This window comes from Pseudomonas sp. AC070 (assembly GCF_979258635.1).
Genome location: NZ_OZ409871.1, coordinates 695,003 through 717,500 on the forward strand (window position 1 = coordinate 695,003; position 22,498 = coordinate 717,500).

The following is a 22,498-nucleotide window of genomic DNA, read 5'->3' on the forward strand; positions in this document are numbered from 1 at the left end:
GCGAGTGCTCCGTCAGCTCAAGGTGGCAGCGCTGGCGGCGCTGGTGTCGGTGGAAAAATGCGGCGCCTGGGGCGTGAATTGGCCGGCCATCCAGCGCCCGACATCAGCAGGCGTGGTGCTGGCGGTGGCGGCCAGTGGCGACAGCGTGCCGCTCGAAAGCGCGCCGATGCGGTCACTGATCTGGAACAGTTCGTCGAGGTCTTCGCTGATCACCAGAATCGCCGCGCCGGCATCGCGCAGGGCAATCAAGGCGCGGTGAATGGCGGCCGCTGCGCCGACGTCCACGCCCCAGGTCGGGTGCGCGGCGACCAGCAATTTGGGTTGCTGCATGATTTCCCGGCCGAGGATGAATTTCTGCAAATTGCCGCCCGACAGGCTGCGCGCGGCGGCGTCGGCGTCCGGCGTTTTTACCGCGAAGCGCTGAATGATGGCCTCGGCAAAGGCCAGCACCTTGGCGCGCTGAATCAGCCCCTTGCTCACGAGCCCTTGTTGAAAAGCGGTGAGCAAGGCGTTGTCGCTCAACGACATATCCGGCACCGCGCCATGGCCCAGGCGCTCGGCCGGCACAAAGGCCAGCCCGCGCTGGCGGCGGGCGTCGGGGTAAAGGTTGGCGATGGGCTGGTCGTCGAGGCTGATGCGTTCGCGCTCGCCGCGTGCCAGCCGCACTTCGCCACTGAGCAAGGCCAGCAACTCGTCCTGGCCATTGCCGGCCACGCCCGCAATGCCGACGATTTCACCGCTGCGCACGTCCAGGCGCAGGCTGCTTAACGAGGTGCCGAAGGGATCAATGTTGTGCCAGTTGAGGTCATCGACGCGCAGCCGCACGCGCCCACCGCTGACTTTCGGGTACTCGCTTTCCAGCCCTTCAGCGTCGCCGACCATTAGCCTCGCCAGCTCCAGGTCCGAACACTCGGCCGGCACGCAATGCCCCGACACCTGGCCGCCGCGCAGCACTGTGGCGCTCTGGCACAACGCGCGTACTTCGCCGAGTTTGTGGCTGATAAACAGAATGCTGCAGCCCTCGGCAGCCAGGCGGCGCAGGGTGGCGAAGAGTTCATCGGCTTCCTGCGGGGTGAGCACGGAGGTGGGCTCGTCGAGAATCAGCAGCTTGATGTCTTGCATCAGGCAGCGAACGATCTCCACGCGCTGACGCTCGCCGATGGACAAACTGTGCACCAGCCGCTGCGGCTCCAGCGCCATGCCATAGCGCTGCGACACCTCGCGAATGCGCGGCTCCAATTGCTTCGGCGTGCCGGCCTCGCTGCCCATGGCCAGGGCAATGTTCTCGGCCACGGTGAGGGTTTCGAACAGCGAGAAATGCTGGAACACCATGCCGATGCCCAGACTGCGCGCCATGGCTGGATCGCGCATGGCCAGGGGTTGACCGTGCCAGACGATGCTGCCGCTGTCGGGCTGGGTGACGCCGTAGATGATCTTCATCAACGTGCTTTTGCCCGCACCGTTTTCGCCCAGCAGCGCATGGATATGCCCCGGCTCGATGCTCAGATCAATGCGGTCGTTGGCCAGGCAGCCGGGGTAGCGCTTGGTGATGCCGAGCAATTGCAGGCGGGGCGTGGGAGGGGAACTGGACATGGTGGCTGACTCGAAAAGATACGACTGAGTCAGGTGTAAGCAAAAACTTGGCCAGTGGGTCAGAAAGTTGGGGTGGTGGTGTTAAAAAGTTGACCGTGGTGGGCCCATCGCGGCTAAAGCCGCTCCCACAGTTTTTGTGCCAGCCTGTGGGAGCGGTTGGGCGGCATTCCGATTAGCCGCGATGCTCTTCCAGGCGCCGCAACACAATCCGCCCACGACTAATATCCCCCAACACCCGCTGCAACTCTCCAACCCGCCCTTCAGGCAGCGCAATCTGCACCTGCGCCCCCTCACCGTCATACACCTCGCTCTCCAACAGCGCCTCCAACTCCCCCAGCCGCGCTTTCACAATCGGCAGCTCGGCAAACTGGCAATGGCAGGCGCAGCTCACGCGGCTGACCAGTTCCACCCGTTCGCCCGCTTGAAGGCATTTGCTCGCGCCGCCGCCGTAGGCGCGGGCCAGGCCGCCGGTGCCGAGTTGGATGCCGCCGTACCAGCGAATCACCAGCACCACCACGTTGTCGCAGTCTTGCCCTTCGATGGCGGCCAGAATCGGGCGGCCGGCGGTGCCGCCCGGTTCGCCGTCGTCGCTGAAGCGGTATTGCTGGCCGACTTTCCAGGCCCAGCAGTTGTGGGTGGCGGCCGGGTCGCTGTGGTGTTCGATAAACGCCTGCGCCTCGGCCGTGCTGGTGACTGGCGCGGCCAAGGTGTGGAAACGGCTTTTCTTGATTTCCTCGCGGTACTCGCAAGGCTGGGCCAGGCTGAACGGCATCAGGCGCTTGGCGGCGTCAGCCCGCAGCCTTTGAGGATGATGTGAATCAGGGTGTCGGTGGCTACGGCGAAGTCTTCCTTGGCGAGTTTTTTGCGCCCGGTGAGGCGGCACACTTGCTGGTTGAAGTCGGCGTAATGCTGGGTGCTGCTCCACAGCAGAATGATCAAGTGCACCGGGTCGACCGGGTCGATTTTGCCCGCCGCAATCCAGGCTTCGAACACGGCCGCGCGGCCGCGAAACCAGGTCAGGTAATCCTGGTTGAAGTACTCCGACAGGCACTCGCCACCGCCTATCACTTCCATGGCGAAAATCTTCGAGGCCAGCGGTTGGCGCCGGGAGAATTCCATTTTGGCGCGAATGTACGCGGCCATCGCCTGCGCCGGATCGTCTTCGGCGGTGAGGTTGTTAAACGTGCTGTCCCACAATTCGAGAATGTTGCTCAGCACCGCCAAATACAGCCCCAGCTTGTTGCTGAAGTAGTAATGCAGGTTGGCTTTGGGCAGGCCAACGGTCTGGGCGATGGTGTTCATGCTGGTGCCTTTGAAACCGTGGCGAGCGAACTCTTCCTCGGCGGCGAGCAGAATCGCTTCTTCGTTTTTCTGGCGAATACGCCCGGCCGGTTTGCCGGTGTTTTTGGCGGTGTGCGCGGGGACTTCGAAGTTCATAAGTACAACCGAACCGTTGAGGATGGGGAGCCTGTGCACTGATAACCCAGGCGGCTGCACACTGACAAGCGGGCGTCGCAGAAAAAGCCGTGTATGTCGCCTTCAGTGCAGGGCGTGCACCGTCGTTGTGCGCAGCCGCCGCTGCCGTGCGCGGTTTTGTGGCCGCGCGGTTCGGTGCCGATGCCGCTCGGTTCTGTCCGTATGGTCAACAAAGGCTGCTGGCATCGGCGTTTCCACAACTTGGCACAGCCTCTGCAAAGACCTCCCCGAGTAGAAGCGGTTAGCGTCGAGGCAGTTCATTCGACGTAGGACATTGCTCTTGCGGCCACCCCGGCCGCACACCCGGTTGCGGGTGCTTGATCCTGGCGATTGCCCGGACGAGAGAGAGGTCAGCCATGAACCGTTTTTGCCAGTTCCTAATGCCGTCGCCCGCCACAGGTTTGCGCCTGTCGGCCTCTCGTTGCCGTGTCTTTTTCAGCTCCAGCATTGCCTCCGGTTTCCTTCGCAGCCCGGCGCGTGTTGCGCTGGGTGCGGCTTTCTCAGTGCCCTCCGTAAAAGAGACCACCACCATGAAGCACTTCTGCGTGAAAGCATGTGTCGCCTCCGCTTCTATCCTGCTCAGCCTGAGCGTGCAGGCCACCGACAAAATCGTGTTGCTGACCTCGTGGTACGCGCAGGCCGAGCAGGGCGGTTTTTACCAGGCCAAGGCCAAAGGCATTTATGCCGAGAACGGCCTGGATGTGGAAATCCGCATGGGCGGTCCGCAGGTGAACGGCATGCAATTGCTGCTCAACAAACAGGCCGACGTGATCATCAACTACGACCTGCAAGTGCTCGCCAGCGTGCAGCAGGGCCTGCCCGTGGTGGCTATCGGCGCGCCGTTCCAGGGCGACCCGCAGGGCATGCTGACCCACGCCGATGTCACCAGCCTGGACGGCCTGAAAGACAAAAAAATTCTTGTCTCCACCTCGGGGCAAACCACCTGGTGGCCGTGGCTTAAAGGCAAGTACGGTTTCAGCGACGCCCAGGCGCGCCCCTACACCTTCAACCTGCAACCGTTCTTCGCCGACCCCAACACCGCGCAGCAGGGTTACCCGACCTCGGAACTGTTCCAGGCGCAAAAGGCTGGCGAGAAGGCCAATTTCTTCCTGTTTGCCGACGCCGGTTACCCGCCCTATGGCTCAACGCTGGTCACCCGCCAGGACGTGATCGCCAGCCGCCCTGAAGTGCTGCAGCGTTTCGTCAAAGCCAGCATGCAGGGCTGGAAAAGCTACCTGGCCGAACCCGCTGCCGCCAACGAGTTGATCAAGCAAGACAACCCGAGCATGAACGACGAATTGCTCGCCTGGGGCGTGGCCAAGCTCAAGGAATATCGCCTGGTAGAAGGCGGCGATGCGCAGACCCAGGGCATCGGCACCATGACCGACGCGCGCTGGCAGGCGACCCGTGACTTCATGGTGAAAGCCAACCTGCTCAGCGCCGATGCCGACTGGAAAAAAGCCTACGACACCCGCTTCGTCCGCGACCTGAAGGTGCTGCCGGCCGCCGCCGACGTGGCGGCGCAGTAATTCATCTTTCCAGACCCGCCGCAGAGCGCGGGCGTTAAAAGATCCGATGAGGAAACCGCCATGCTAGTGACTCAACAACCCGTACTGCGCCGCTTCTGGTATGCACTCATGCCCGTGAGCATGCTTGCCGACGGCCCGAAACCGTTCACCCTGCTCAATGAACGCTTGGTGCTGTTTATGGGCAAGAAGGCCGATGGCGAAATGGGCCCGGTTGCGCTTGCCGACCGCTGCTGCCACCGCACTGCGCAGTTGTCCAAAGGCTGGGTCGATGACGGCGTGATCGTCTGCGGCTACCACGGCTGGCGCTACGACGGCAGCGGCACCTGCGTGTGCATTCCGCAGAAAGCCGACAACGCGCCGATACCCGCTGGCGCGCGCACTGATGCGTTTCATTGCCAGGAAAAATACGGCTACGTGTGGGTGTGCCTGGGCGAGCCGCTGCAACCCATTCCGCACTTCGACGAAGAAGGCCAGCCGCAGTACAGGCGCATCTTCCAGTTTTACGAAGAATGGCAAACCAGCCCGCTGCGGTTTATGGAGAACTCGTTCGATAACTCGCACTTCAGCTTTGTGCACAAAGCCAACTTCGGCATGCTCAGCCAGCCCAAACCGTCGAAGTATTTGCTTGAGCAAAACGAGTGGGGCTTCGAGGCCGAAACCATTGTGCCGATCAACAACCCACCGGCCGGGCACCGCGTAACGGGCACCGACGCACCGACCACCACGCGTCACCTGTTCAACCGCTGGCACCTGCCGTTCGTGCGCCGCTTTGGCTGCACCTACCCGGACAGCGGCCTGCACCACATCATCTACAACTGCGCCACGCCCATCGACGACAAGCGCATTCAGCTGGTGCAGTGGCTGTACCGCAACGACAGCGAAGAGGCGTGCAGCACCGAAGAGCTGATTGCCTGGGACGCGCCGATCACCCTTGAAGACAAAGAGATTCTCGAAGCCACCGACTACGACGCCTGCGTCGATACGCGTCGGCGCGTGGAGTTTCATATGGAGTCGGACAAACCGGGCCTGATCATGCGCAAGATGCTGTTCGACTTGCTGCAAGCGCACGGCGAAGAAGAGCAGTTCCGCCCCGCAGGCATGCCGCTATGAGCGCCGCCTTCAACTTGCCCGTGAGCGAAGAGCCACCGGTGCTGCTGGCCAATCAGGTGGAGAAAACCTACGGCAACGGCACCCACGCGTTGCAGAAACTGAAGCTGGAAATCGGCCGGGGCGAATTCGTGTCGTTGCTGGGGCCGTCGGGCTGCGGCAAGAGCACCCTGTTGAAAATGTTCGCCGGGCTGGAGCAACCGTCGGCCGGTCATGTGCGCTGGTGGGGCAAAGGCGAAGTGGGCACCGACAGCGCCCAGCAAAAACTGGCGATGGTGTTTCAGGAAGCCACCTTGATGCCGTGGGCGAAGGTGGCTGACAACGTGCGCCTGCCACTCGATTTGGCGCGCATTCCCCGCGCCAACAGCGAGCCTCGGGTGCAGGCCGCGCTGGAGTTGGTGGGCCTGGGTAAATTCGGCGGCGTGTACCCGCGCGAGCTGTCGGGCGGCATGCAAATGCGCGCCTCGATTGCCCGTGCCCTGGCGACCGAGCCCAACTTGCTGCTGATGGACGAACCCTTCGGCGCGCTCGACGAATTCACCCGCAACCGGCTGGACAGCGACCTGCGCCAGCTCTGGTCGCGCCGCGACCTGACGGTGGTGTTCGTCACCCACAGCATTTACGAAGCGGTGTTTTTGTCCTCGCGCGTGGTGGTCATGGGCGCGCGGCCGGGGCGGGTGATCGCCGATGTGAACATCGACGGGCCGGCGGAACGTGATGAGGCGTTTCGCATGTCGGCAGGGTTTATCGAGCAGTGCGCGCGGTTGTCGGCGTTGTTGGTGGAAGCGAATGGGGAGGGCGGGCATTGAATCGGCGTCGCCTGCTGCCCTCACCCCTAGCCCCTCTCCCGCGCGCGGGAGAGGGGAATCTTACCGCGATCCCGCTTGTCTCCCCTCGCCCGTTTACGGGAGAGGGGCTGGGGGTGAGGGCGCTTTTGATCGTTACCCCACAGGCAGGACAAACCCCATGAAAACCAAACCCTGGCTAACCAACCCCTCCGTGCAAAACATCCTCGCCCCGCTGTTGGTAGGCGCCGTACTGCTCGGCGTCTGGCAACTGCTGTGCGTGGCCCTAAAGGTGCCGGTCTACTTGGTGCCCAGCCCCGCCGACATCGGCCGCACGCTGATCGTCGACGGCCCGATGCTGCTGGGTGCGTTATGGATGACGCTGAAAATCACCTTCCTGTCGTTTGTCCTCGCCGTGGTACTGGGCGTGCTCGCGGCGTTCCTGTTTGTGCAGAGCCGCATCATCGAGGCCAGTCTGTTTCCCTACGCCATTCTGTTGCAGGTCACGCCCGTAGTGGCCATCGCGCCGCTGATTATTATCTGGTGCAGCAACGCCACGCTGGCGCTGGTGATTTGTGCCACGTTGGTCGCGATCTTTCCGGTGATTTCCAACACGGTGCTGGGGCTGCGCAGTGTTAACCCGGGGCTGCTCAATCTGTTTCGCCTGAACCGCGCGAGCCGCTGGCAGACGCTGGTGCGCCTGCGCATTCCCAGTGCCTTGCCGTATTTTTTCGGCGGGCTGCGTATCGCCAGCGGCCTGGCGCTGATCGGTGCGGTGGTGGCGGAGTTTGTCGCCGGCACCGGTGGCACCAGCGCCGGGCTGGCGTATCAGATTTTGCAGGCCGGCTTTCAACTGAACATTCCGCGCTTGTTCGCGGCGCTGGTTCTGATCGCCCTCACCGGTGTGCTGCTGTTCAGCCTGATGGCGGCGTTGGCCCGCTACAGCCTTGGGCATTGGCATGAAAGTGAGCAGGGCTAAAAAACTCGCGGCTAAAGCCGCTCCTACAGGGGAGATACGTTGCCTTGTGGGAGGGGCTTTAGCCGCGATGATCGAAGATTTTGGAGTGAACTCAATGACTGCCACCACCTCCTGGTTAATCCGCAGTGCCAGCGCCATGCTCACCGGCAAACGCGGCGCCGAGTCGCGCCATGCCGGGCCGGACATGCGCATTGTCGACGGCCGCATCGCGGCTATCGGCCACCTTGAACCGCAGCCAGGCGAAGCGCAGATCGATGCCCGTGATTGCGTGATTTATCCGGCCTGGATCAACACCCATCACCACCTGTTTCAGTCGCTGCTCAAGGGCGAGCCCGAGGGTTTGAATCAATCGCTCACGCCCTGGTTGGCGGCGACGCCGTACCGGTTTCGCGGCGCGTTTGACGAGCACAGTTTTCGCCTCGCCGCGCGCATTGGTTTGCTCGAGTTGCTGCGCTCAGGCTGCGCCACCGTGGCCGATCACCATTACCTGTATTACCCCGGCATGCCGTTCGATAGCGCGGCGATTCTGTTCGAGGAAGCCGACGCCCTGGGCCTGCGTTTTGTTCTTTGTCGCGGTGGCGCCACGCAGACGCGGCAGCTGGAAGCCGACCTGCCGCAAGCCATGCGCCCGGAAAAACTCGATGACTACCTGGCTGACGTCGAGCGCCTTACCGCGCGCTACCACGACCCTGCTGGCGATGCCTTCCGGCGCATCGTGATGGCGCCAACTACCACCTTGCATTCCACCACGCCGGCCGAGCTGCGCGAGACCGCCACGGTGGCGCGCAAGCTGGGCCTGCGCATGCACAGTCACCTGTCTGAAACCGTGGATTACCTCGACGCTGCCCGCGCCAAATTCGGCATGACGCCGGTGCAGTTTTGCGCGGAGTACGACTGGCTCGGCTCCGACGTCTGGTTCGCCCACTTGGTGAAATTGCTGCCTGAGGAAATTCAATTGCTGGGCCAGACCGGCACAGGCATCGCCCATTGCCCGCAAAGCAACGGCCGCCTGGGCAGCGGCATTGCCGACTTGCCGGCACTGGAGGCGGCAGGTGTGCCGGTGTCCATCGGCGTGGATGGCGCGGCCTCGAATGAAGCGGCCGACATGCTCTCGGAAACCCATGCCGCCTGGCTGCTACAGCGGGCGCGCAAGGGCGAGCTGGCGCAGCCGAAATATGCAGGCGGCCAATTTGAAGGCGGCGCCGATGCGGCCAGCATTGACGACGTGGTGCGTTGGGGCACGGCCGGTGGGGCGCAGGTGTTGGGGTTGGAAGATCTCGGCACGCTGGAAGTCGGCAAGGCGGCGGACATCGCCATCTACCGGCTCGACGACCCGCGCTACTTCGGTTTGCACGACATGGCCATTGGGCCCGTCGCCAGCGGCGGTCGCGCCAGTTTGCGGGCGCTGCTGGTGGGAGGACGGCGTGTGGTCGCCGACGATCAGGTGCCGGGGTTGGATGTGATGGAGCTGGGGCGGCAGGCGCAGGTGGCGGTGCTGGAATTGCAGCGCCGGGCTGGGGTGAGGCGGTGATTGGGCCAGTTCAAAATGGTGGGTGCAGCCATCGCGGCTGATGCCGCTCCTACAGCCAGCACAATCTGTAGGAGCGGCTTTAGCCGCGATTAGCCTTTACTCGGTCACAGCCTTGGCGCGCTTCTCTTCCGGCAACACCAAATTCAACACAATCGCCGTCAGCCCGCCGCTGGTGATGGCCGAGTCGAACAGGTTTTGCACCAGCTTGGGCATCAGGTGCAGCAGGGTCGGTTGCGCGGCGATTCCCAGGCCTACGCCAAACGAGGCGGCGATGATGAGCATGCTGCGACGGTCCAGCGGCGACTGCGCGAGGATGCGCACGCCGGCCGCGGCCACGCTGCCGAACATCACTAACGTCGCGCCGCCCAGTACCGGTTTCGGAATCTGTTGCAGCACGGCGCCCAACAAGGGGAACAGGCCAAGGGCAAACAGCACCACGCCGATGTACAGGCCGACGTAACGGCTGGCGACGCCGGTCATCTGGATCACGCCGTTGTTCTGCGCAAAGGTGGTGTTGGGAAAGGCGCTAAAGGTGGCGGCGATCATGCAGCTGACGCCGTCGCCCAATACGCCGCCTTTGAGGCGCGCCAGGTAGCGCGGGCCTTCGATTGGTTCGCGCGAGAGCATGCTGTTGGCAGTCAGGTCGCCGACGGTTTCGATGGTGCTGATCACGTAGATCAGCGCCACCGGAATAAAAGCAGTCCAGTCAAAGGCGAAGCCGAATTTGAACGGGATCGGCAGGCTGACGAGGGGTAAGTCCGGCAGCGGTTGTGGCACCAGCTTGCCGGTGAACCAGGCGGCAATGCTGCCCACGGCCAGGCCGATGATGATCGCCGACAGCCGCACCCACGGCCGGCTGGAGCGGTTCAGGCCGATGATGGTCAGCAGCACCAGGGCGCCCAGGCCGAGGTTGGCTGGGGCGCCGAAGTCCGGGGCGTTGAAGCCGCCGCCCAGGTCGGTGACGCCGACTTTGATCAAGCTCACGCCAATCAACGTGATGACGATGCCGGTCACCAGCGGCGTGATCACCCGGCGCAGTTGGCCGAGCATGCGGCTCAGCACAATCTGCACAAAGGCGCCGAAAAAGCACACGCCAAAAATCATCGCCAACACATCTTCCGGGCTACCGCCGCGGCTCTTCACCAGAAAGCCGGCCGACAGCACGGCGCCGAGGAAAGCGAAGCTGGTGCCTTGCAGGCAGATCATGCCGGCGCCGATGCCGAACGGGCGGCGCGCCTGAATAAACGTCCCGACGCCCGAGACCATCAACGCCATGCTGATCAGGTACGGCAGGTGCGCGCCCAGGCCCAGCACCGAGCCGATTACCAGCGGCGGGGTGATGATGCCGACAAAGCTGGCAAGCACATGTTGCAGCGCGGCGAAAAACGCCGGCACGGGCGCGGGGCGGTCTTCCAGGCCGTAGATAAGGTCGGTGTTGCTGTCGGATTCAGGCTGCATGGGGCGGTCTCGCACAGTGTCTTGTTGGCCCGGTTGGTCGTGCCGGGCTACAGAATTCTAGGTCGCTAAAAAATGCCCATGAGCGCAGGCGCCGATGGGCAAATAAAGGAGGTTTTTCGGTCAAGCGATAAAGCGAGCCGCTGCTCAGGCGCGGCGGCCGCAACAGCGGATCAGAAGTGCACTTTGGCGATCAGGTTGATGGCGCTCTGGTCGGTGCCTTGCAGAATTTCGTCGCCGAGGAAGCTGTTGTCATCGATGGCGTATTTGTTCTTCCAGTAGTCATATTCCACACCTACGTAGAAGTGTTTGACCGCGCTCCAGCCCATGGCTTTGCCCAGGTCGTATTTAACCTGCGGGTTGAAGTGGAAGTTGGCGTGCAGGTCGTTCGGGCGGCTGCTGGTGGCGTCTTTGTTGTTCCACACCCAGTCGAGGTAGCCGTCGATAAGGATGTCGGAGTTGCCCACCGGAATGGTGTACGACCACACCGGCGTCACTTGCCACTGGCCGGACGGGTTCTTGGTGATGCCGTCGGGTTTGCGGTAGTAGAAGTTCAGCTGGAAGTAGTCAAAACCTGGCAGGTTGAAGTCGAACGCCGGGCCGAGCAGGTAGTTTTGGTTACGGTTCTCGCCACGCTCGTAGGTGCCGGCAAGCAGCACGTCTTTCAGCGGGCCGAACTCGATTTTCTGGTCGAAGATTTTGCTGAACGACAGGCGCGGGGTGATTTCGCCGTAGTAGGTGTTTTTGCCGGCGTTGGCATCTTCCGTGCCGTTGTAGTTGATCTGGTCGAAGAAGATAAACAGGTCGCCGAAGGTCCAGCCGCTCGCGTGTTCGAACGAGAAGGTTTGCTGGATCGCCGGGTTCACTTTGAAGTCGCGGCCGTACAGGTACGTGATGCTGTTGTCCTGCCACACCAGTGGGCCGTCGGCTTGAGCGGCGCTGGCGCCCAGCAAGAGGCTGCCGGCAAGCAGCAGGGAAGAGACTTTATTCATTCGCGTGTGTGCTCCCAGGAAGGCGTCCTTCACACGAGCGCAGTGGCCCGCATGACTTCACTCTAGTTTTAGTTTTCCTGGCCACTTGGTCAGGTGCACTCGTCTTTGCAAGTTTCTGTCCAAGTGATCAGATTCGCCGAAAAAACTTCGCAACAATTGTGCGCAATCGATGCGGGCCTTGTGTCGGCGGGTGCATACATTCGCTGCTGAAAGGGTGACGGACAAGCCGTCAGACTGACCGGTGGGTCGAAGAACGGCGGGCTGCATCGTCATGGCGCCCGCCGTGCACTGAAGCGGGGCGCCTCAGGTGGTGGCGGCGAGGGCTTCCAGAAAACTTTCCAGTACCAGGTGCGGGCGACGGCCTTTGCGCGTGACCGAGGCCAGGCTCAGGTCGTAGAAACGGCTCGACGGTTTCAGCGCGCGCAGCCGGCCTTGCTGCACCCAGAAGCTGGCGTAGTGATCCGGCAGGTAGCCGATATAGCGCCCGGTGAGAATCAGAAACGCCATGCCTTCACGGTCCGAGGCGCTGGCGGTGGCTTTCAGCACTTGGTACTGGGCCTGGATCTCGGGCGGCAGGCGGAAGGTGGGGGCGATGGCGTCTTGTACGTTCAGGCGCTCGTCGCTGAGTTGGTCATCGGCGGCGTAGAACAATGGATGGCCGACCGCGCAGTAGAGCAGCGAGCGTTCTTCATATAAGGGCTGGTATTCCAGGCCGGACAGCGTCGTCGCCTGCGGAACCACGCCCACGTGCAGGCGGCCGTCGAGCACGCCTTGCTCCACTTCACTGGGCGGGGTCATGCGGATTTGAATGTGCACATCCGGCCCGCGTTCTTTTAATTGGGCCAGCGCGTTGGTGATGCGCATGTGCGGCAGCGTCACCAGGTTGTCGGTCAGGCCAATGTTCAGCTCGCCGCGCAGGTGCTGGTGCAGGCCGTTGACCTCGGTGCGAAAACTTTCCAGGGCGCTGAGCAATTGCAGCGAAGACTGATACACCTCGCGGCCTTCTTCGGTCAGCGCAAACCCGGCGCGGCCCCGTTGGCACAGGCGCAAGCCGAGGCGCTGTTCGAGGTCGCTCATTTGCTGACTGATGGCCGAGCGGCCAATGCCCAGCACGCTTTCAGCGGCGGAAAAGCCGCCGCATTCCACCACGCTGCGAAAGATGCGCAGCAGGCGGATATCAAAGTCACTGACCTGGGCCAGCGGGTCGGGGCGGCGGGTGCTCATAGTTTAGTGAATGCCAATCTGAAAATTAGAAGAATCGGGTTTTTCAGACTTTATGCCCATGGCACCTTTGCTCGCAAGCACAACAGCTACCCGTCGTTGATGTAGGAGCCAGCTTGCTGGCGAACCCTGGAAACAGCATCCGCCAGCAAGCTGGCTCCTACGGAAAACCGAACAATCCATGCGAGGCCATTAAATGAACATGCCGCAAACCGCCCAGCCATCCTTGGCCAGCCAGCTCAAGCTGGACGCGCACTGGATGCCGTTTACCGCTAACCGTAACTTCCAGCGCGACCCGCGTTTTATCGTGTCGGCTGAAGGCAGCTGGCTGGTGGACGACCAAGGCCGCAAGATTTACGACAGCCTGTCGGGTCTGTGGACCTGCGGCGCCGGGCACTCGCGCAAGGAAATTGCCGAGGCGGTGGGCAAGCAACTCGGTGTGTTGGATTACTCCCCAGGCTTCCAGTACGGCCACGCGCTGTCGTTCAAATTGGCTGAGGAAATGGTCGAGCTGATGCCCGGCGACCTCAAGCACGTGTTCTTCACCGGTTCCGGCTCCGAAAGCGCCGACACCTCGGTGAAAATGGCCAAGGCCTACTGGCGCCTGAAAGGCCAGGCGAGCAAAACCAAATTCATCGGCCGCGCCCGTGGTTACCACGGTGTGAACATCGCCGGCACCAGCCTTGGCGGCATCGGCGGCAACCGCAAGATGTACGGGCAGTTGATGGACGTCGACCATCTTCCGCACACCCTGCAACCGGGTATGGCCTTCACCGAAGGCGCTGCGCAAACCGGTGGCGTGGAGCTGGCCAACGAACTGCTGAAACTGATCGAGTTGCACGACGCCTCGAACATCGCGGCTGTGATCGTTGAGCCGATGTCCGGTTCGGCTGGCGTGATCGTGCCGCCGGTGGGCTACCTGCAACGCCTGCGTGAAATTTGTACACAGCACAACATCCTGCTGATTTTTGACGAAGTGATCACCGCCTTCGGCCGCATGGGCAAGTGGACCGGCGCCGAATACTTCGGCGTGACCCCGGACATCATGAACGTGGCCAAGCAGATCACTAACGGTGCCGTGCCGCTGGGCGCTGTTATCGCCAGCCGCGAGATTTACCAAACCTTTATGAACCAGCCCTCGCCGGAACATATGGTCGAGTTCACCCACGGCTACACCTACTCGGCTCACCCGGTGGCGTGCGCTGCCGGCCTGGCGTCGCTGGAAATTCTCAAGCGCGAAAACCTGGTGCAGCAATCGGCTGAACTGGCCCCGCACTTCGCCAAGCTGCTGCACGGCGTGAAAGGCGCCAAGCACATTGTCGACATCCGCAACTGCGGCCTGGCCGGCGCCATTCAACTGGCCCCGCGTGATGGCGACCCGGTGATCCGACCGTTCGAGGCTGGCATGAAACTGTGGAAAGCCGGTTTCTACGTGCGCTTTGGCGGCGACACCCTGCAGTTCGGGCCAACCTTCAACGCCAAGGTCGAAGACCTCGACCGCGTGTTCTCCGCGGTGGGCGATGCCCTGAATAGCGTGGACTAAAGCCATGACCCAGCGCGTGCAAGCCGTGCCCACTGTGCAGGTGGATAACGATGAGGTGATTGTCACCGAGTGGCGTTTTTCGCCCGGCAGCGAAACCGGCAAGCACCGCCACGGTTACGACTATGTGGTGGTGCCGATGACCGATGGCCTGCTGCTGTTGGAGACACCGGAGGGCGACAAGCACGCGCCGCTCAAAGCCGGCCAGGCGTACTTCCGCAAGGCCGGCGTTGAACACAATGTGATCAACGCCAGTGACCACGAGATCGTCTTCATCGAGACCGAAATTAAATAGGCTTCGTGCTGTTCGAGCACGGGCCAGGCGCCAGACGCCGCAGCATTCGATAAGGGAGTTTTGTATGAGCACCATCCAGCATTTGATCAACGGCCAGTTTGTGACCGACACCGGTCGCACCGCCGACGTGTACAACCCCTCGACCGGCGAAGCCATTCACAAGGTGCCGTTGGCCAGCCGCGCCACCGTGCAACAAGCCATCGACGCCGGCAAAGCCGCGTTCCCGGCCTGGCGTAACACGCCACCGGCCAAACGCGCCCAGGTGATGTTCCGCTTCAAGCAATTGCTGGAGCAGAACGAAGCGAAAATTTCGCAGATGATCAGCGAAGAGCACGGCAAAACCCTCGAAGACGCGGCTGGCGAACTGAAGCGCGGCATCGAAAACGTGGAATACGCCTGCGGCGCGCCGGAAATTCTCAAAGGCGAATACAACCGCAACGTCGGCCCGAACATCGACGCCTGGAGCGACTTCCAGCCAGTGGGCGTGGTCGCCGGTATTACCCCGTTCAACTTCCCGGCCATGGTGCCGTTGTGGATGTACCCGCTGGCCATCGTGTGCGGCAACTGCTTCATCCTCAAACCGTCCGAGCGTGACCCAAGCTCTACCTTGTTCATTGCCGAACTGCTGAATCAGGCCGGCTTGCCGAAGGGCGTGTTGAACGTGGTGCACGGCGACAAGGAAGCGGTAGATGCGCTGATCGAAGCGCCAGAAGTGAAAGCCCTGAGTTTCGTGGGTTCGACGCCGATTGCCGAGTACATCTATTCCGAAGGCACCAAGCGCGGCAAGCGCGTTCAGGCGCTGGGCGGCGCGAAAAACCACGCCGTGCTGATGCCCGATGCCGACCTGGACAATGCCGTCAGCGCGCTGATGGGTGCAGCGTACGGTTCGTGCGGCGAGCGCTGCATGGCGATTTCGGTGGCAGTGTGCGTGGGCGATCAGATTGCCGACGCGCTGGTCGAGAAAATCGTGCCGCAAATCAAGGCGCTGAAAATCGGTGCCGGCACCTCGTGCGGCCTGGACATGGGCCCGCTGGTTACCGCTGCTGCCCGTGACAAAGTGGCCGGTTACATCGACGCCGGTGTGGCCGCTGGCGCGACCTTGCTGGTGGACGGTCGCAACCTGAAAGTGGCCGGCAACGAAGACGGCTTCTTCCTCGGCGGTAGCCTGTTCGACAACGTTAAAACTGACATGACCATCTACACCGACGAGATCTTCGGCCCTGTGCTGTGCATCGTTCGCGTCGGCAGCCTGGAAGCGGCCATGCAGTTGATCAACGATCACGAATACGGCAACGGCACCTGCATCTTCACCCGTGACGGTGAAGCGGCGCGTCTGTTCTGCGACGAGATCGAAGTGGGCATGGTTGGCGTCAACGTGCCGTTGCCAGTGCCGGTGGCTTACCACAGCTTCGGCGGCTGGAAGCGCTCGCTGTTTGGCGACCTGCACGCCTACGGCCCGGACGGTGTGCGTTTTTACACCCGTCGCAAAGCGATCACCCAGCGTTGGCCGCAACGTGCTTCCCATGAAGCCGCGCAGTTCGCGTTCCCAAGCAACGGCTAAGCGCGTTCGCTGTATCGGCATGTGAAAAGGCCCGTCATTTGACGGGCCTTTTTTTATGCGCGGTCGGCCGGTTTAGCGGCGCCGGCGCGTTGCCAATCAGGGCGGCGCCACGGTGCAGTCCGTGCCGGTTTCGGCGCAGTGCAGGTAATGCTGCAGCGCCCGAATCCGCGCCAAGGTCATGCTTTCGGCGCACTGGCGATAACTGTCGATGTGTTCATTGTTTTGTTCGTCATCGATGGTGACGAACTCGCATTCGGCATCACGAAAGGCTCGCCAGGAGCGCTGGGTGTTGATGAGTTGCTTGCGGTGAATCGGGGTGCTTTGCAGCAGGGTTTTCAAGGTGGCGTACAGCGTCGCCAACTGCGCTTTGCTGGCTTCGTAGGACACCGGCGTTGCACCGATCAAACTGCCACACAGCAGCAAAACAGCGAGGCGTCGTAGCATACAAGCTCCTTACCGGGCGAACACGTGCGCCCGAATGTGAAGCATAGGCGCTGCGCGGCGCAGACGAATAAAAAAGCCGCCCTTGCACAGTGAAAGGGCGGCAATACGCGGGGGAGCGCGGTTAAAACAAGAAGGTGAACAACCAATACAGGCTGCCCGACAACAGGATGGCGACCGGCAAGGTCAGCACCCAAGCCATGAGCAAGTTGCGGATCGTGCGCATCTGCAGGCCGGAGCCATTGGCGGCCATGGTGCCCGCCACACCGGATGACAACACATGGGTGGTGGATACCGGCAGGCCATACACGTCGGCCGCGCCGATGGTCACCATGGCCACTAATTCCGCCGAAGCGCCTTGGGCGTAGGTGAGGTGGGTTTTGCCAATTTTCTCGCCGACGGTAACCACAATGCGTTTCCAGCCGACCATGGTGCCGAGGCCCAGGGCAATGGCCACGGCAATTTTCACCCACAGCGGGATGAACTTGGTGGAGTCGTCGATTTGCTTCTTGAACGCCAGCAAGGTGTTTTGCGTGGCGGTGTCGAAGCCGCCGACTTTGTCTTTGTCCATAAAGCGAATGGCTTCGGAGGTGAGGTACATGTCGTTACGCACGTTCGACACCGCCGCCGCTGGCACCTGGGCCAGGGAACCGTAGCTTTTCACTTGCGCGCCGATTGAACCGGCGAGCGAGGCCAGGGCCGGAATCAGCTCGGGCGTGACCTGTTTGCTGCGCACGTATTCCGAGAGCGTGGCGCGCGGGTCTTGCGGGGCCGGTTGCGGGGCGACCTTGACCAGCGCCTGCTGCGTCACCTGTGCCAGTGCGGTGAACTGTTCGACCTGGCTTTCCGGCATGGCGCGGTTGAGTGCATAGGCCATGGGCAGCGTGCCGATCAGGATCAGCATGATCAGGCCCATGCCCTTCTGCCCATCGTTGGAACCGTGGGCGAACGACACGCCAGTGCAGGTCAGAATCAACATGCCGCGAATCCACCACGGCGGCGGCGTGTTGCCTTTAGGCGCCTGGTACAGCTCGCGGTTCTTCACCAGCGCACGCAGGGCCAGCAGCAGCAGCGCGGCGCAGCCAAAGCCGATCAAGGGCGAGAGCAGCAGCGAGTAGCCAACTTTCGTCGCTTGCGCCCAGTCCACCCCGCTGGCGCCGTCGCGGCCGTGCATCAGCGCGTTGGCGATGCCCACGCCGATGATCGAGCCGATCAGCGTGTGCGAAGACGACGCCGGCAACCCCAGCCACCACGTGCCGAGGTTCCAGATGATGGCGGCGATCAGCAGGGCGAACACCATGGCAAACCCGGCGGACGAGCCCACCTGCAGAATCAGCTCCACGGGCAGCAAGGCAATAATCCCGAACGCCACCGCGCCGCTGGACACCAGCACCCCGAGAAAATTGAAACACCCGGACCACAACACCGCGAACTGCGGCGGCAGCGAATGGGTGTAAATCACCGTGGCTACGGCGTTGGCCGTGTCGTGCAAACCGTTGACGAACTCGAAGCCCAGGGCGATCAGCAACGCGATGCCCAGCAGCACGAAGGGTGTCCAGGTAGTGACGACGGTGCCGGCTTCGTCGACGTCGTGGAACAGGCTATACGCGCTGTAGACCAGGCCGAGGATCAGGATAGAGAAGAAAGCCAGTTTGGTGCCCTTGCCGTGGGTACGGTTTAGCTTGGGCTTGGCGTCTGCCGCGATTGAAACATCGCCGGCATAGGAGGGGCTGTTCATGTGAAGGGCGTCCTTGGGGAAGGGAGACCTGATCACTATTCTGTTTGGATGTTACAGATTGTGTTTCGGGGGGGGCGTTGGTTGTTTGTAGGGGATATGGGTTGGGGGTAGAGCCTGGATTGGACGGAGTTACCTGAAAAACTCTGGATCCCCGCGTGCGCGAGGATGACGGGTGTGTTGGCCATTACCGACGACATTAGCCAAGACCACCGTCATTCCCGCACAGGCGGCGGTCCGACGATTCGGAATCCAGTCTTTCGGATCGGACGGAGTAACCTGCAAGATTCTGGATCCCCGCCTTCGCGGGGATGACGGGTGTTTGTGCGTCGGGCGACGATACCTGAACGAGCCTAGATCCCCGCGTGCGCGAGGATGACGGGTGGGGCTGCGCACTCGGCGTTATGCCCCCCAGCCATCGACGCTCCCCCTCAATACGCCTGCGGCACAATAATGCTCGATGGCGTCGGATTCCTCACATAGTCGTCATGCCGCAACCGCTGCGGCAGTTCTACCGGCGGGTGCTCCACTTCCTCGTACGGCATCTGGCTCAGCAGGTGGTTAATGCAATTCAACCGTGCTTTTTTCTTGTCGTCGGCCTGAACCACCCACCAGGGCGCTTCTTGGATGTGGGTGCGTTCGAGCATGATTTCCTTGGCCTTGGTGTACGCCTCCCAGCGGCGGCGCGATTCCAGGTCCATGGGGCTGAGTTTCCATTGCTTGAGCGGGTCGTGAATGCGCGCCAGGAAGCGCAGGTGCTGTTCGCTGTCGGAAATGGAGAACCAGTATTTGATCAGCTGAATGCCCGAGCGCGCGAGCATGCGTTCGAATTCGGGCACGCTGCGGAAGAATTCTTCGTATTGCTCGTCGTTGCAAAAGCCCATCACCCGCTCGACGCCCGCGCGGTTGTACCAGCTGCGGTCGAACAGCACGATTTCACCCGCCGCGGGCAGGTGCGAAACGTAGCGCTGGAAGTACCACTGCGTTTGTTCACGGTCGTTCGGTGCGGGCAACGCGGCTACTCGGCACACGCGTGGGTTGAGGCGCTGGGTGATGCGCTTGATCACGCCACCTTTGCCAGCCGCGTCGCGACCTTCAAACAGAATCACCACTTTGTGCCCGGTTTTCACCACCCAACTCTGCAGCTTCACCAGCTCACCTTGCAGGCGAAACAGTTCGCTGAAGTACCGCTTGCGGGCGCGCTTGGCTTCGCTGTCTTCGGGGCGGCCTTGGAACAGTTCGTCGAGATCTTGGCCGTCTTCGAGCAGTTCCAATTCCAATGCTTCGTCGCCGTAGTCCTGCAACTCACGGTGGATGCGTTGCATCAGCTGGTCGTTGGTCATGTCTGCACCTCAGGTGGGAGAGCGGGGCGTAGGTGGGCTGGGCTGCCGATGCTAGAGCGTAGGCATGGCAGGCGGATGACAGCGCAGCGCGCTAGTAATCACTGCGTTTGCGAAAGGCCCAGCGTCCTGCCAGCGCCGTGAACGTGGCCACCAGCGCCACCAGAATCCAGAAACCTTCGGCGTCATCGGCCAACGGAATGCCGCCGACGTTCATGCCGAAAAAACCGGCAATGATGTTGATCGGCAGGGCCAGCACGGTGACCACGGTGAGGGTGAACAGCGTGCGGTTACTTTGTTCGTTGAGCTGGGCGACGATTTCTTCCTGCAGCAATTTGATTCGCTCGCCGAGGGCGGTGAGGTCGCTGATGACCAGGGTGAATTCTTCGGTCGCTTCACGCAGTTCGCGCACGTCGTCTTCTTGCAGCCAGTCGGGCGGGCGGTTGAGCAGGCGCATCAGCGAACCCGGCTCCAGGGCCAGCAGGCGTTGCAGACGAACCAGCACGCGGCGCTTGGTGCCGAGGTCGGCGCGGTTGCTGTTGAGGCGCGAGGCGAGCAGTTGGTCTTCGATGCCGTCCACGCTGATGCTGGTTTCGCGGACGATGCCAGTGAGCACGTCACCTTGATCGCGCAACAGGTGAACCAGCACCTCCAGCGGCGAGCGGAAATGTTCCCCGCGTTTCACTGAGGAACGCAGCTTGTCGACCGAGCGCAGCGGTTGCAGGCGAGCAGTGACCAGCAAGCGGCTCCGTGCGCAGACCCACAGGGTGGAGATGTCGGTGCTGACCATGTCGAAGTTGAATACCACGTCGTTGACCACCGCCAACAGCGCCGAGTCCACGTGCTCCAAGCGTGTAGAGCGCGAGCCTTCGCGCAGGCTTTCGAAGAAATATTCCGGCAAGTCGAGGTGCGCCATCATCCAGCGTTCACAGGCTGCGTGGGCCAGGTTGAGGTGCAGCCAGAGGAATTCGCCGTCATCGCTGGGCGCTTGAAGCCAGGACAGGGCGGCGCTTGAGTCGATTTCCTCGCCGCGCTCGCCCGGGCGAAAACGAAAGCCATAGAGCAGACCAAACAGGTCTGGAACCTCGAGGGTGTGATTCATGGCGGCTCACTGCTGTAACAGAACGCTGGGAGGATCGGTAACCGACGGGTGATGTTGGCGTGCGGACGCAAAGCAGCTTGCGCAGGTTTTATGACCGTCTGATGACGAATCGAAGTCGGCGCATGGGGGTGTCGCCAGTGCTGCAAGCACAGCGTTTCGCCAGGCAGCGCAACCTCTGCGCGACTTGTCGGTCAGACCCTGAGGCCGTGACGTGAGGCATGCGCGGCGGGGGTGTCTAAAAAATAACCAGGCACGGCATTTTTATTGCTAGCGTTGAGCTAGTTGCACTGCACAGCACCTGAGCGGATGACTGTACGACGCATGGATTGGATCAATCTGCTAGCAAGTGGCGCCCGGCGGCGCGCAAGCCTTCGCAACGAAGCTGGCGCGGGGCGGTGGGCATTGCGCGGTTGGGCGTTAGTGCTGAGCTTGCTGGTTTCTGGCTGCGCCACGCACCAGGACCACGACTCGATTGTGGGCAATAAAAGCGCGGTAAAGCCGGGCGAGTTCTTCCAGACGCACACCGACCGCATGGCCACCATTGGTATGCGCAACAACCTCAATACCCTCTATCGCCTGATGGACAAACTCTACCGCCGCAATCCGCGCGAGTGGCGCAAGACCGGTTTACCGACGCTTGAAGAAGCGGAAAAACAGGTGCAGCTGGCTATCGAAAAAGACCTTCCCTTACCCGAACTCGGCGGCCGAAAAGACGTTGAAGCGCTGAGCTACGCCTTGAGCGTGGACTACAAGGGCGATCGGGTCGGCGGCTTCGTTTATGCGCTGGGCAGTATGTTGATCGCCGCCCATGGCGGGCGCACCGAGTTCTATATGACCGATGAACTCGACCCGCAATTTATCCACAACGCCGCGCGCAATATTGAGAAGGCGACGTGGATGCTCGCCAGTCGCAACGACTTGAAGGGCAACCCGTGGCTGCTGTCGAACGAGCTGTCGCCCGATGTGCGCAACCTGAGTTTTGCCGTGGAGTTCGGCAAGATCGTGGCGCGCCTGGACCTGCTCACCGATGTACTCGATGAGCGCTATCGGCGGCTGGGGGTGAGTTATGCGCAGGGGCTGCTGTTTATGAATTTCTTGCCGGTGCAGTAAGGCGGGGTAGGGCGGCGCGGTAGGCCGCCCGAAAGTGGTTAGACCTTTTTGACGAATTCGGACTTCAGCTTCATCGGGCCGATGCCGTCGATTTTGCAGTCGATGTCGTGGTCGCCGTCGCACAGGCGGATGTTCTTCACTTTGGTGCCGACCTTGACCACCAGCGACGTGCCTTTGACCTTGAGGTCTTTGATCACGCTGACCGAGTCGCCGTCTTGCAGGACGTTGCCGACGGCATCCTTGATGACCTTATCGCTCTCGCCGCCTGTGTCCGTTGCCGCAGTGGCCGACCATTCGTGGGCGCATTCCGGGCAGACCAGTTGCTGGCCATCTTCATAAGTGAATTCGGAATTGCATTTCGGGCAGGGTGGCAACGTGCTCACGGGAACCTCGGCTTCAGACCGCTAAAAAAGGCCGCATAGTGTATAGGGTTTTTCCCCCGTTTCGGTTGGCCGGCTAAGTGGCGCGTATTTTTACACGAACCGATTTGCCAGCCGCGTGCTCAAAAGCCCAGGACGCTGCGCGCTTTCGCGTGTGTTGCGAGTCGCTAACGGACGGGGGTTGAGCATGTTTTTACCGGATCTGCGCGGTGTTTCCTTCTGGGAAATCATCAAGTGCACGGTGGTCGACTTTCTTGATGATGAGTTGCCGACTTACGCATCGGCGCTGGCCTTCCAGCTGTTCTTCTCTTTATTCCCATTTTTGT

The 22,498-nt window shown here is 61.9% G+C and carries 21 protein-coding genes (1 of these 21 only partly in view); 10 read left to right on the plus strand and 11 right to left on the minus strand.

Going from position 1 to position 22,498, the window contains the following annotated elements; all coding sequences use genetic code 11:
- Positions 1-12 precede the first annotated feature (12 nt).
- From ACZZ0Q_RS02965 to ACZZ0Q_RS02975, 3 genes are all read right to left on the minus strand, one after another.
- Positions 13-1,593 (minus strand): ABC transporter ATP-binding protein, encoded by a 1,581-nt coding sequence (locus ACZZ0Q_RS02965; protein WP_463540135.1) that lies wholly within the window; start codon positions 1,591-1,593, stop codon positions 13-15.
- Positions 1,594-1,765: 172 nt separating this feature from the next.
- The gene (locus tag ACZZ0Q_RS02970; protein ID WP_463540134.1) at positions 1,766-2,365 is read right to left on the minus strand and encodes an IMPACT family protein; all 600 of its coding nucleotides are present in this window, start codon (positions 2,363-2,365) and stop codon (positions 1,766-1,768) included.
- Positions 2,365-3,030, minus strand: a complete 666-nt coding sequence (locus ACZZ0Q_RS02975; protein WP_122493193.1) for a TetR/AcrR family transcriptional regulator — start codon at positions 3,028-3,030, stop codon at positions 2,365-2,367. Before ACZZ0Q_RS02975 ends, ACZZ0Q_RS02970 begins: the two co-directional genes overlap by 1 nt.
- Before the next feature lie 569 nt (positions 3,031-3,599).
- Between ACZZ0Q_RS02975 and ACZZ0Q_RS02980 the strand changes: the two genes are divergently transcribed.
- From ACZZ0Q_RS02980 to ACZZ0Q_RS03000, 5 genes are all read left to right on the plus strand, one after another.
- Positions 3,600-4,598, plus strand: coding sequence for an ABC transporter substrate-binding protein (locus ACZZ0Q_RS02980; protein ID WP_463540133.1), 999 nt, complete (start codon positions 3,600-3,602; stop codon positions 4,596-4,598).
- A 60-nt stretch (positions 4,599-4,658) separates the two neighbouring features.
- The gene (locus ACZZ0Q_RS02985; RefSeq protein WP_463540132.1) at positions 4,659-5,708 is read left to right on the plus strand and encodes an aromatic ring-hydroxylating dioxygenase subunit alpha; all 1,050 of its coding nucleotides are present in this window, start codon (positions 4,659-4,661) and stop codon (positions 5,706-5,708) included.
- Positions 5,705-6,514 (plus strand): ABC transporter ATP-binding protein, encoded by an 810-nt coding sequence (locus ACZZ0Q_RS02990; protein WP_463540131.1) that lies wholly within the window; start codon positions 5,705-5,707, stop codon positions 6,512-6,514. Before ACZZ0Q_RS02985 ends, ACZZ0Q_RS02990 begins: the two co-directional genes overlap by 4 nt.
- A gap of 157 nt (positions 6,515-6,671) precedes the next feature.
- Positions 6,672-7,469, plus strand: a complete 798-nt coding sequence (locus ACZZ0Q_RS02995) for an ABC transporter permease (RefSeq protein WP_463540130.1) — start codon at positions 6,672-6,674, stop codon at positions 7,467-7,469.
- A 94-nt stretch (positions 7,470-7,563) separates the two neighbouring features.
- Positions 7,564-9,000 carry an amidohydrolase family protein gene (locus ACZZ0Q_RS03000; RefSeq protein WP_463540129.1) on the plus strand — a complete coding sequence of 479 codons (1,437 nt, stop codon included), beginning with the start codon at positions 7,564-7,566 and terminating at the stop codon, positions 8,998-9,000.
- A 96-nt stretch (positions 9,001-9,096) separates the two neighbouring features.
- Here ACZZ0Q_RS03000 and ACZZ0Q_RS03005 read toward each other — a convergent pair whose 3' ends face one another.
- The 3 genes from ACZZ0Q_RS03005 to ACZZ0Q_RS03015 form a co-directional block, all read right to left on the minus strand.
- Positions 9,097-10,458 carry a uracil-xanthine permease family protein gene (locus ACZZ0Q_RS03005; protein WP_463540128.1) on the minus strand — a complete coding sequence of 454 codons (1,362 nt, stop codon included), beginning with the start codon at positions 10,456-10,458 and terminating at the stop codon, positions 9,097-9,099.
- 170 nt (positions 10,459-10,628) lie between these two features.
- Positions 10,629-11,447, minus strand: coding sequence for an outer membrane protein OmpK (locus tag ACZZ0Q_RS03010; RefSeq protein ID WP_463540127.1), 819 nt, complete (start codon positions 11,445-11,447; stop codon positions 10,629-10,631).
- 303 nt (positions 11,448-11,750) lie between these two features.
- A complete protein-coding gene (locus ACZZ0Q_RS03015) occupies positions 11,751-12,671 on the minus strand; it encodes a LysR family transcriptional regulator (protein ID WP_463540126.1) in 921 nt (306 codons plus the stop codon).
- A 193-nt stretch (positions 12,672-12,864) separates the two neighbouring features.
- On the opposite strand from ACZZ0Q_RS03015, the gene aptA reads away from it, so the two are divergent.
- From aptA to ACZZ0Q_RS03030, 3 genes are all read left to right on the plus strand, one after another.
- Positions 12,865-14,211, plus strand: coding sequence for an omega-aminotransferase AptA (gene aptA, locus ACZZ0Q_RS03020; protein ID WP_122493183.1), 1,347 nt, complete (start codon positions 12,865-12,867; stop codon positions 14,209-14,211).
- Between the two features lie 4 nt (positions 14,212-14,215).
- Positions 14,216-14,503 carry a cupin domain-containing protein gene (locus ACZZ0Q_RS03025; protein WP_463383852.1) on the plus strand — a complete coding sequence of 96 codons (288 nt, stop codon included), beginning with the start codon at positions 14,216-14,218 and terminating at the stop codon, positions 14,501-14,503.
- Between the two features lie 64 nt (positions 14,504-14,567).
- Positions 14,568-16,064 carry a CoA-acylating methylmalonate-semialdehyde dehydrogenase gene (locus ACZZ0Q_RS03030; RefSeq protein ID WP_122449756.1) on the plus strand — a complete coding sequence of 499 codons (1,497 nt, stop codon included), beginning with the start codon at positions 14,568-14,570 and terminating at the stop codon, positions 16,062-16,064.
- A gap of 96 nt (positions 16,065-16,160) precedes the next feature.
- Here the strand turns inward: ACZZ0Q_RS03030 and ACZZ0Q_RS03035 are convergent, their stop codons facing one another.
- The 4 genes from ACZZ0Q_RS03035 to ACZZ0Q_RS03050 form a co-directional block, all read right to left on the minus strand.
- Positions 16,161-16,508: a lysozyme inhibitor LprI family protein gene (locus tag ACZZ0Q_RS03035; RefSeq protein WP_463540125.1), complete on the minus strand. Its 348-nt coding sequence runs from the start codon at positions 16,506-16,508 to the stop codon at positions 16,161-16,163.
- A 121-nt stretch (positions 16,509-16,629) separates the two neighbouring features.
- On the minus strand, positions 16,630-18,243 hold the full coding sequence (locus ACZZ0Q_RS03040; protein ID WP_463540124.1) for an inorganic phosphate transporter: 1,614 nt from the start codon (positions 18,241-18,243) through the stop codon (positions 16,630-16,632).
- A gap of 428 nt (positions 18,244-18,671) precedes the next feature.
- Entirely contained in the window at positions 18,672-19,583 is a 912-nt protein-coding gene (gene ppk2, locus ACZZ0Q_RS03045) for a polyphosphate kinase 2 (protein ID WP_463560273.1), read from the minus strand.
- A gap of 91 nt (positions 19,584-19,674) precedes the next feature.
- Positions 19,675-20,682 (minus strand): transporter, encoded by a 1,008-nt coding sequence (locus ACZZ0Q_RS03050; RefSeq protein WP_463540123.1) that lies wholly within the window; start codon positions 20,680-20,682, stop codon positions 19,675-19,677.
- 306 nt (positions 20,683-20,988) lie between these two features.
- Here ACZZ0Q_RS03050 and ACZZ0Q_RS03055 point away from each other — a divergent pair, with 306 nt between their 5' ends.
- On the plus strand, positions 20,989-21,792 hold the full coding sequence (locus ACZZ0Q_RS03055) for a hypothetical protein (RefSeq protein ID WP_463540122.1): 804 nt from the start codon (positions 20,989-20,991) through the stop codon (positions 21,790-21,792).
- Between the two features lie 38 nt (positions 21,793-21,830).
- Here the strand turns inward: ACZZ0Q_RS03055 and ACZZ0Q_RS03060 are convergent, their stop codons facing one another.
- Positions 21,831-22,175, minus strand: coding sequence for a zinc ribbon domain-containing protein YjdM (locus ACZZ0Q_RS03060; protein WP_122493177.1), 345 nt, complete (start codon positions 22,173-22,175; stop codon positions 21,831-21,833).
- 184 nt (positions 22,176-22,359) lie between these two features.
- On the opposite strand from ACZZ0Q_RS03060, the gene ACZZ0Q_RS03065 reads away from it, so the two are divergent.
- Positions 22,360-22,498 carry the start of a YihY/virulence factor BrkB family protein gene (locus ACZZ0Q_RS03065; RefSeq protein WP_463540121.1) on the plus strand. Its footprint extends 758 nt past the window's final position, so 139 of the gene's 897 nt are visible here — the first part of the coding sequence; it begins with the start codon at positions 22,360-22,362; its stop codon lies off the right edge, out of view.

Bases quoted from the DNA above. Each gene is read 5' to 3' on its own strand.
- ACZZ0Q_RS03050 (WP_463540123.1), bottom strand. From the start codon at position 20,682: ATGAATCACACCCTCGAGGTTCCAGACCTGTTTGGTCTGCTCTATGGC.
- ACZZ0Q_RS03000 (WP_463540129.1), top strand. From the start codon at position 7,564: ATGACTGCCACCACCTCCTGGTTAATCCGCAGTGCCAGCGCCATGCTC.
- aptA (WP_122493183.1), top strand. From the start codon at position 12,865: ATGAACATGCCGCAAACCGCCCAGCCATCCTTGGCCAGCCAGCTCAAG.
- ACZZ0Q_RS03010 (WP_463540127.1), bottom strand. From the start codon at position 11,447: ATGAATAAAGTCTCTTCCCTGCTGCTTGCCGGCAGCCTCTTGCTGGGC.
- ACZZ0Q_RS02995 (WP_463540130.1), top strand. From the start codon at position 6,672: ATGAAAACCAAACCCTGGCTAACCAACCCCTCCGTGCAAAACATCCTC.
- ACZZ0Q_RS03030 (WP_122449756.1), top strand. From the start codon at position 14,568: ATGAGCACCATCCAGCATTTGATCAACGGCCAGTTTGTGACCGACACC.
- ACZZ0Q_RS03040 (WP_463540124.1), bottom strand. From the start codon at position 18,243: ATGAACAGCCCCTCCTATGCCGGCGATGTTTCAATCGCGGCAGACGCC.
- ppk2 (WP_463560273.1), bottom strand. From the start codon at position 19,583: ATGACCAACGACCAGCTGATGCAACGCATCCACCGTGAGTTGCAGGAC.
- ACZZ0Q_RS02965 (WP_463540135.1), bottom strand. From the start codon at position 1,593: ATGTCCAGTTCCCCTCCCACGCCCCGCCTGCAATTGCTCGGCATCACC.
- ACZZ0Q_RS03015 (WP_463540126.1), bottom strand. From the start codon at position 12,671: ATGAGCACCCGCCGCCCCGACCCGCTGGCCCAGGTCAGTGACTTTGAT.
- ACZZ0Q_RS02985 (WP_463540132.1), top strand. From the start codon at position 4,659: ATGCTAGTGACTCAACAACCCGTACTGCGCCGCTTCTGGTATGCACTC.
- ACZZ0Q_RS03035 (WP_463540125.1), bottom strand. From the start codon at position 16,508: ATGCTACGACGCCTCGCTGTTTTGCTGCTGTGTGGCAGTTTGATCGGT.
- ACZZ0Q_RS02970 (WP_463540134.1), bottom strand. From the start codon at position 2,365: ATGCCGTTCAGCCTGGCCCAGCCTTGCGAGTACCGCGAGGAAATCAAG.
- ACZZ0Q_RS03055 (WP_463540122.1), top strand. From the start codon at position 20,989: ATGACTGTACGACGCATGGATTGGATCAATCTGCTAGCAAGTGGCGCC.
- ACZZ0Q_RS03005 (WP_463540128.1), bottom strand. From the start codon at position 10,458: ATGCAGCCTGAATCCGACAGCAACACCGACCTTATCTACGGCCTGGAA.
- ACZZ0Q_RS02975 (WP_122493193.1), bottom strand. From the start codon at position 3,030: ATGAACTTCGAAGTCCCCGCGCACACCGCCAAAAACACCGGCAAACCG.
- ACZZ0Q_RS02990 (WP_463540131.1), top strand. From the start codon at position 5,705: ATGAGCGCCGCCTTCAACTTGCCCGTGAGCGAAGAGCCACCGGTGCTG.
- ACZZ0Q_RS02980 (WP_463540133.1), top strand. From the start codon at position 3,600: ATGAAGCACTTCTGCGTGAAAGCATGTGTCGCCTCCGCTTCTATCCTG.
- ACZZ0Q_RS03025 (WP_463383852.1), top strand. From the start codon at position 14,216: ATGACCCAGCGCGTGCAAGCCGTGCCCACTGTGCAGGTGGATAACGAT.